Origin of the sequence: Vibrio sp. 3-2(1) (genome assembly GCF_963887575.1) — a bacterium.
Classification (GTDB): Bacteria; Pseudomonadota; Gammaproteobacteria; order Enterobacterales; family Vibrionaceae; genus Vibrio; species Vibrio anguillarum.
The window spans coordinates 1-7,216 of the sequence record NZ_CAWPGB010000027.1 but is presented as its reverse complement, the minus strand read 5'-3'; the positions used below and the strand labels follow the sequence as shown (position 1 = coordinate 7,216).

The following is a 7,216-nucleotide window of genomic DNA, read 5'->3' as shown; positions in this document are numbered from 1 at the left end:
GCGCTGCTTCTAACTTAAATTCTGCGCTAAATAGTCGTCTTGTATGTTTTGTCATAATGTCACCTGTTAACTTATGAGGTGATGATATCACCTCTAACTAAGTGACCAAATTCACTATGCCACTACACTCTATGAGCTTGTCATCGATGTGCACTAAGTATGCGTTTTCAATAGCAGGTTGCGCTTGATTTGTGTACTCAAGAAATAAAATAAAAGCAGGGTAATTGTAGTTAACCAAGCGCTGAAGAACTGATAATTTAATTCCAAGGCGTTTGTCTTTTCTCTGTGTCGCTTTTACTTGAACTTTGCACTCGAATGGGAGTGCTGCTCGGTCATTGGGGATGTTAGAGCTATGCGTAGTTGGAAACTCAACTAAGTAATCCCAACCTGCGACATCTTCTTCATTTGAGCTGTTAGTAATTAATCCAGTTTGGGTACACCATCTAACAAAGTCTGTTTCGCCTAGTTTACCTAAATTAATTTTTGCCATAATCCCAAAGACTTAAACGATATAAGGCATGTATAATACCACAATCGCATATGGTGCAAATAGGCACTTAACAAAGCATTTAAGAGCGATTCACAACGCGTGGCATTTTTAGTTTGCGGTGAATTTTGTGTTTAAGGCGCAATGCGGTAGCCGTTGTGTATTGCGTTGTTCACGCCTTAATGCGGCGTTAAGCGTAAGAGGGAAATATGGAAAAAGTAGTATTAGTTAAAAGTTATTTTGTACCGGTTGGTAAAGAAGTCATTGTCAAAGTGCCTACCGGTGAGAAAAAAGCCGGCTTCTTCGGTGGTGAAAAGGATATTTATCGTAAAGAAAAGAAATGGGAGCAGACTGGTTACTCGGATTGTATCGTTGACTCAGAGCGATTAGCAGCAGATTTACAGAAAGTAATTGAAAGCCTAAATCATGACGGTTTTAGTGTAAAAATGATTACCCCAGTAATCTCCGGTGATTATGCGTACAAGTATCAGGCGCAAGGTATATCGAGTTCAAAGCGTGTATTGAGTGAAACTGAAAGCGTGAAAGGCGGCGCGAGTTACGGGTATGGTTACGGCTATTCGTATACAGACAGTTTGTTGGTGATCGCTGAGAAAAACGCTTAACAAACGGCTCAAGAGGGATTGCCAACGCTTGGCGACTTTAGTGCAAAATTGAAGTTCAGTGTTTACGGTGTGTTTTTTAAGTTCGGCGGTGCGTTGTCAACCCCTTAGCCGGGCGTTAGGCAAAGTGAGTTTTTATCAGCTAAATCGAGTTGGAATTGAGCGGTAAATTCCATGTTCTCATGGCTTAAGTTAAGCAATAAATAATCATCACATATTTGCTGTTTCATGATCGCGTTGGGTTGTTTCTCGCTGTGAATTCATCGGCAAAATAACCTTCAGCATCCAAACGTCCGCCGAGCATGCTACGCTCGTCACTTTTCTTCCAAATCGCTCAATTTGAGTTTTTTTGTTTCTTTGCTGATTCAGCATTTTGGTTTATAAATGAATCGGTTAGTTTGTTTCAAGTTTACAAAAAAGCTCGTTCTTTGGTTGTGAAAGTGTCGGTGTCAATTGGTTGGCCTAACAAACGGCTCAAGAGGGATTGCCAACGCGTGGCGGTTTTAGTGCAAAATTGAAGTTCAGTGTTTACAGTGGTTTTTTGAGTTCGGCTATGCGTTGTCAACCCCTTAGCCGGGCGTTATATTTTTTTAAGTTCAGCAACCAAAAGGATTCATGATGAACGTGGATAAAGCGAAAAAACGCATATTGAAACGAGTACAAAGAGGTTTCAAAGGTTATCCGCAAATATCATTAGAGTATTTCGGTAAAACGACGGACTTAGCGACCGAAGTCGTTATCACCTTTTTACCTGAAGAAAATGCCGATCCCCAAATACAACGTTTTACAAGTGACAAAGATGCCCGCGAAGACGAAGCGATTCAATCTGTATTGTTAAAAATCATTGAGCGTGCGGAAGCTGCTACAGTTTTGGAAAAGCACGAAATATCAGTTTGTTAATGGTTTTTCGGCAATCCTAAACAGGCGGTCACGTTAGCGTAGAGAATGAAAATATAACAAACGGCTCAAGAGGGATTGTCAACGCGTGGCGACTTTAGTGCAAAATTGAAGTTCTGTGTTTACGGTGTGTTTTTTTGAGTTCGGCGGTGCGTTGTCAACCCCTTAGCCGGGCGTTATGTTTCATCCCAGTGTCGTAATAATCGCAATAAGGAATTCATATGAAAAAATTTTTACTAAGTGTATTTTTACTTTCAATAATTACTGGCTGTACAAGTGCTCGTATATCTAGAAACCTTTCTTCTGGGGTAATAGGGTGCCCTGCAAAAGAAATTGTAATAAAAAACGAGCGCGCTAGTTTTGGTGGTTTACATACATGGGAGGCTGAATGTAAAGGACATCAATTTATTTGTAGCTACCAAGAAACTACAGGAGTTCATTGTATTAAACCTCTAGAAGAAAAAGCATCTACAGTTCAATAAATATACAAAAATCTGTTGTGTTTTAGGAGGATACAAGTTCTCTACAAGATTAGATCTCTGTATTAAGAGCTCAGTTATTGCAAATAGACCCGAATAAAACATAACAAACGCTTCAAGAGGGACAGCCAACGCGTGGCATTTTTACTATTCGTTGGTTTGTGTGGTTACGGTGTTATGCGGTAAGTTGGTAGTCGCGTTGTCTGCCCCTTAAGCGGGCGTTATGTGATCTTGTAAATTCAGCTACATAAAGGAGAATTTAGTGGCTAATTCAGTGATAATTCAGCAATTAGATAATCAATTGAAAGTAAATTCAGATGCTTATGATTTAAGTCGAATTGTTGGTGTTGAAGTGAAAGTTTTGACGTTCAAAGACTATCTTATGAGAATGTTTCTGTTGGGTGCAATTTCATCGAGTTTACTTTTTATCTTTATCCCATCAGAGCATCAGGAATATGGATTAGCGTATGCATCCTTTTTGCCATTGGTAGCATTTGTATTCGGTGCATTTTTGGGTTTTGTTAGCAGTAATAAGTATGAATTTCGTTTAGAGTTTAATCACTTAGATGAAACTGGGGTTCAATGGTTTACAGCGGCGAAGAGTAGAAAATCTAGTGATTACGTTTTGTTCAAAGAGCAAGAAATGGAGTTAAAACGAAAAATCACATAACAAACGGCTCAAGAGGGATTGCCAACGCGTGGCGACTTTAGTGCGAAATTGAAATTCAGTGTTTACAGTGTGTTTTTTGAGTTCGGCGGTGCGTTGTCAACCCCTTAGCCGGGCGTTATGTCTTATTATCGAAATGGGAAGTCGTTATGGTCGTTTTTGAGGATGATAATTTCATTGTAAGTCCATGTCGTAGTTGCAATATTCCAGGGTACTTGATCGTTGAGTGTAAAGGTGGAGCATCTTCTTTATATCAACTTTCCATGGACGCGCAGAAGGGTCTTGGTGTGTTGTTAGCTTTGTTGGAATCAGCAGTTATGAAAACGCTCTCTCCTGAACAAGTCTATTGTACGAAGTTTGGTGAATCCGGCGGTGACTTGCACTTCCACGTGTTTCCTAGGTTGTCTGTGATGACAACGAAATACTTAGAAGACTTTCCAACTCAAGAATCCCTTATACATGGCCCCGTGTTATTTGATTGGGCGCGAGAGTATTATAAGGTTGAAACGGAGGGTTTATCACAAGAAGTTATTGTAGCCGCAAATAGTGTCATTGCTCATTTAGCAGCGACATAACAAACAATTTAAGAGTGATTCAGCACGCTTGGCATTTTTAGTTTGGGTTGAATTCAGTGGTTATGGTGCTCTAATTGAGTGTTGTGGTAGCGTGCTTCACCCCTTAATTGGGCGTTAAGCTGCAATGGAACTTGTAGATATGTTTATAAAAACAAAAGAAATATTAGAAGCTTCGGAATCCGCCTTACTAGGATTCTCAATAAATCGAAGTTTGTTGAAACCAGCCCAGCGATTTTTTGTATACCCTTTGGTTTATTTAAAGATCGGCTTTGGGGACTTCACAAAACCTATGGCAGTATGGTCTTTCTGTAGTTTTGCCGCACTTGTTGTATTAGCTCTTTTTTCATCAAAAATAGAGATGCCTCGAGAGATATTTCTCATACTAACCAACATCTGCATATGGGGAGTCTTGTTACTAACGACCTTTTTGACGCCTAGTACCTATGCGTTCTATGGAGCAACAGAAGTTAGTGTAAATAAAATCGTCGATATACTTGATGAGAATGGGGTTAAATCTGAGTCAGACATAGAACTCTTAGAAAGTAATCTTGAAAAAGTCGAGAAGCGTATTGAGGCTCGAGTAAAGTTTTATAAATGGATAATCGGTGCCTTTTGGGGGCTTTATCTATTAGCCTTTAACTTTCAACTACGTTTTCTAAGCTTATCGGATAAACCAATAGACGAAACATTCCTAAAAAGTAGCTTTGAAGGCTTCATGTACGTAATTTTGTTTACCGTGTTCGCTTTGCTGTCAATGATCAGCTACAAACGAGCATCTAATATGTTGATAGCAAACCTCCAGTTCGCATGTGTAGAGCAGAAGTCACGCCAACCAGCAGCTTAACAAACGCTTTAAGGCGGATTCGCAACGCTCGGCGGTTTTGGTTTGATTTGGCTTTTGTGTTTTCGGTGCAATAATTGAGTGTCATGGTAATGTTGCTCACCACTTAAGCGGGCGTTAGTTGCCCACCGACTACAATCAATCGGTAGGGAATTTCTGCTTCTGGTGTAGAACTCGCATTATGCGAATAATTGAACCTTCTACCCAGTACGAAACGATCATTGAGATTTCGGGAATAATGAGTAATCGTCCTCGAATTCCATCCCGTTGAACACCCATCAATGGTTGTTCGAGTAAGTTTTCTACTTTAGCCTCAATAATGTCATCAGTTTTTTCAGCCGCATCAGGGTTAAAGTCATAAAGAAACTCAAAGATCTTCTCACGATCATTTAGCGATTCCTCTTCCCATAAAATCATTGCTGGCCTCGATTACGAATTTTGGCCTTTCGTTCAGCCATTCGTGCTTTAGCTGAATTATGTTCAACAAATGAAGATTTTCCTGAGTCAAACTTCTCAAATGCTAGGTTTATTTGTTCAGTTAACCAAGCGTCATGAGATAATGTTTTTCTTTGTTGCTCAGCCATTTGTTCAGTAAGTTCACGGCAAGCATCGCTGAGTGTGCGACCTTGGCTCTCAGCCATTTGTTGGGCTAAACGTTTAATTTCGTCATCAACACGAAATTGAATTCTAGTGTCCATGAGTAGCTCCCTAAGTTTGCGTGTGTACAAATGTTAGCACTAGAATCGAGCAAGGGCAACTAACAAACGGCTCAAGAGGGATTGCCAACGCTTGGCGGCTTTAGTGCAAAATTGAAGTTCAGTGTTTACAGTGTGTTTTTTAAGTTCGGCGGTGCGTTGTCAACCCCTTAGCCGGGCGTTATGTAACAAGGAAGGTTCAGTGGAAAAAATATGTTCAGATCGTTTAGTGATGTCTCCGATATCAGAAGATGATTGGTCTCTATTTCACACACTTCATACCGATCCAGAGGTGATTTCATTTTGCTTTGATGAACCGACTTTGCTGGAAATTCAATCTAAATTTCGTTCTAGGCTTGAACCATGGACACCAAATTCCAGCCATTGGTACTGTTTGGTTGTTTCGGAATTAGAAACTGGTATCAAAGTAGGCATAACGGGTTATTGTATCCAGAATGGAACTGCTGAAGTTGGCTTTATGTTTTTACCTAGTTTCCACGGTCGAGGTTATGGAACTGAATCATTACGAGCTTTAGTCGAATATTCCCGAAAACAGTTTTGCCTAAACAGTTTTTCCGCTGTGGTTACTGAAGGTAATCTGGGTTCGGAAAAAGTGTTAATCAAAAGTGGATTCACATTACATAGTGTTATTCCTAATGCATATGGAATTGGTGGTCAAATGTATGCTGATCACATATACATGATGGAAAATATTGTTACATAACAAACGGCTCAAGAGGGATTGCCAACGCGTGGCGGCTTTGGTGAAAAATTGAAATTCAGTGTTTACAGTATGTTTTCGGGGTTCGGCAGTGCGTTGTCAACCCCTTAGCCGGGCGTTATGTGAATTAAATGTGATGAATGGGCGGTTATGATATTAATTAAAGATAAAATAGAGACAATTAAACAGCTGATTTCTCAGGGAACAAATCAAAGTTTAGTCTATGCGGCACTCGAGTGTCGGCTTGCTATTGAAATTGTATGCTATGAAAGATTAAAGCTATCATTGGATAAAATGTCTATTTCTGAATTAGAATGGCAGCCAAGAAAAATTATTAATCAAATATTAGCTGAAGAAAATTGTAATGTAACTAAGGGGTTTACATTATCTGTTTCGACTACGCCAGTTGGAACTGAAGCGGAAAGTTTTACTTTAAAAGATTATGAATCTAAAAATTATGTGGTTTTGGGTAATCAATCTGAGTTAGATATACGTAAGCTGGTTCGGATTTATCAAGCTTTATCGGGTTTAGCGCTGCATATTTCTATTCCCACTGATAAAAAAGTTAAAGCATATGGTGATGCTAAGGAAATTCTTCGTAAAGTAAAGACTGCTCTGAATGAATTAGAAGCAATAAGTAATGGAACTCTCTTATTAAGTGGTATTGGTCCAGAATACAATTTTTCATGTATGTCTTGTAATTCACCAATTATTCGAAAAGTATCATCATTATTCGATGGTAAAATAGTACATTGTAACAACTGTATTGAAAGCTATGGAGTTTCTATCCAAGGAGATAAAATATTTTATATGCAAAATGTTTATGATCTTCCTTGCGATAAATGTAATGAAAAAACACGTGTTCCTAAGAATAAATTTCGTTTTAAAAAAATCGAAGAAATCATAGATATTACTTGTTGCCACTGTCAGAATATAATTAAGGTTAGGATTATGCCGACACTGTACAAAAAATAGTTTAGCTAAACTAAATTCACATAACAAACGCTTCAAGAGGGACAGCCAACGCGCGGCATTTTTACTATGCGTTGGTTTTGGTGATTACGGTGTTATGCGGTAAGTTGGTAGTAGCGTTGTCTGCCCCTTAAGCGGGCGTTAGGCATTAGGAGGTAAAATGCAGAAATCTGATCAAGTGTCGTTGTATTTTTTGTCTGACTTAGAGAAATTTCGGATCTTTGTCGAGCTATCAGAACGCCATTGGTCTGAAGAATTAATT

General features: G+C 39.1%; 11 protein-coding genes. 8 read left to right on the top strand and 3 right to left on the bottom strand.

The features are described from left to right. Window positions 1-97 precede the first annotated feature (97 nt). Window positions 98-490: a hypothetical protein gene (locus AACQ79_RS10945; protein ID WP_170899859.1), complete on the bottom strand. Its 393-nt coding sequence runs from the start codon at window positions 488-490 to the stop codon at window positions 98-100. A gap of 206 nt (window positions 491-696) precedes the next feature. Here AACQ79_RS10945 and AACQ79_RS10940 point away from each other — a divergent pair, with 206 nt between their 5' ends. The 6 genes from AACQ79_RS10940 (at window position 697) to AACQ79_RS10915 (ending at window position 4,569) form a co-directional block, all read left to right on the top strand. Beyond that, window positions 697-1,110 carry a hypothetical protein gene (locus AACQ79_RS10940; RefSeq protein WP_094165437.1) on the top strand — a complete coding sequence of 138 codons (414 nt, stop codon included), beginning with the start codon at window positions 697-699 and terminating at the stop codon, window positions 1,108-1,110. 615 nt (window positions 1,111-1,725) lie between these two features. Next, entirely contained in the window at window positions 1,726-2,007 is a 282-nt protein-coding gene (locus tag AACQ79_RS10935) for a hypothetical protein (protein ID WP_029190024.1), read from the top strand. Between the two features lie 218 nt (window positions 2,008-2,225). Beyond that, on the top strand, window positions 2,226-2,486 hold the full coding sequence (locus AACQ79_RS10930; RefSeq protein ID WP_170899858.1) for a hypothetical protein: 261 nt from the start codon (window positions 2,226-2,228) through the stop codon (window positions 2,484-2,486). A gap of 259 nt (window positions 2,487-2,745) precedes the next feature. Next, window positions 2,746-3,153: a hypothetical protein gene (locus AACQ79_RS10925; protein WP_170899857.1), complete on the top strand. Its 408-nt coding sequence runs from the start codon at window positions 2,746-2,748 to the stop codon at window positions 3,151-3,153. Window positions 3,154-3,299: 146 nt separating this feature from the next. Further along, window positions 3,300-3,725, top strand: coding sequence for an HIT family protein (locus tag AACQ79_RS10920; RefSeq protein WP_170899856.1), 426 nt, complete (start codon window positions 3,300-3,302; stop codon window positions 3,723-3,725). A 124-nt stretch (window positions 3,726-3,849) separates the two neighbouring features. After that, the gene (locus AACQ79_RS10915; RefSeq protein WP_170899855.1) at window positions 3,850-4,569 is read left to right on the top strand and encodes a hypothetical protein; all 720 of its coding nucleotides are present in this window, start codon (window positions 3,850-3,852) and stop codon (window positions 4,567-4,569) included. 135 nt (window positions 4,570-4,704) lie between these two features. Here AACQ79_RS10915 and AACQ79_RS10910 read toward each other — a convergent pair whose 3' ends face one another. Together AACQ79_RS10910 and AACQ79_RS10905 are read right to left on the bottom strand one after the other, a co-directional pair. Beyond that, on the bottom strand, window positions 4,705-4,983 hold the full coding sequence (locus AACQ79_RS10910) for a type II toxin-antitoxin system RelE/ParE family toxin (protein WP_010320663.1): 279 nt from the start codon (window positions 4,981-4,983) through the stop codon (window positions 4,705-4,707). Beyond that, the gene (locus AACQ79_RS10905) at window positions 4,980-5,264 is read right to left on the bottom strand and encodes a type II toxin-antitoxin system RelB/DinJ family antitoxin (RefSeq protein WP_017040620.1); all 285 of its coding nucleotides are present in this window, start codon (window positions 5,262-5,264) and stop codon (window positions 4,980-4,982) included. Before AACQ79_RS10905 ends, AACQ79_RS10910 begins: the two co-directional genes overlap by 4 nt. 229 nt (window positions 5,265-5,493) lie before the next feature. Here AACQ79_RS10905 and AACQ79_RS10900 point away from each other — a divergent pair, with 229 nt between their 5' ends. Further along, complete coding sequence (locus AACQ79_RS10900; protein ID WP_170889335.1) at window positions 5,494-5,985, top strand: GNAT family N-acetyltransferase; 492 nt, start codon at window positions 5,494-5,496, stop codon at window positions 5,983-5,985. Window positions 5,986-6,132: 147 nt separating this feature from the next. Next, the gene (locus AACQ79_RS10895) at window positions 6,133-6,957 is read left to right on the top strand and encodes a hypothetical protein (protein ID WP_170899854.1); all 825 of its coding nucleotides are present in this window, start codon (window positions 6,133-6,135) and stop codon (window positions 6,955-6,957) included. Window positions 6,958-7,216: the final 259 nt, after the last annotated feature.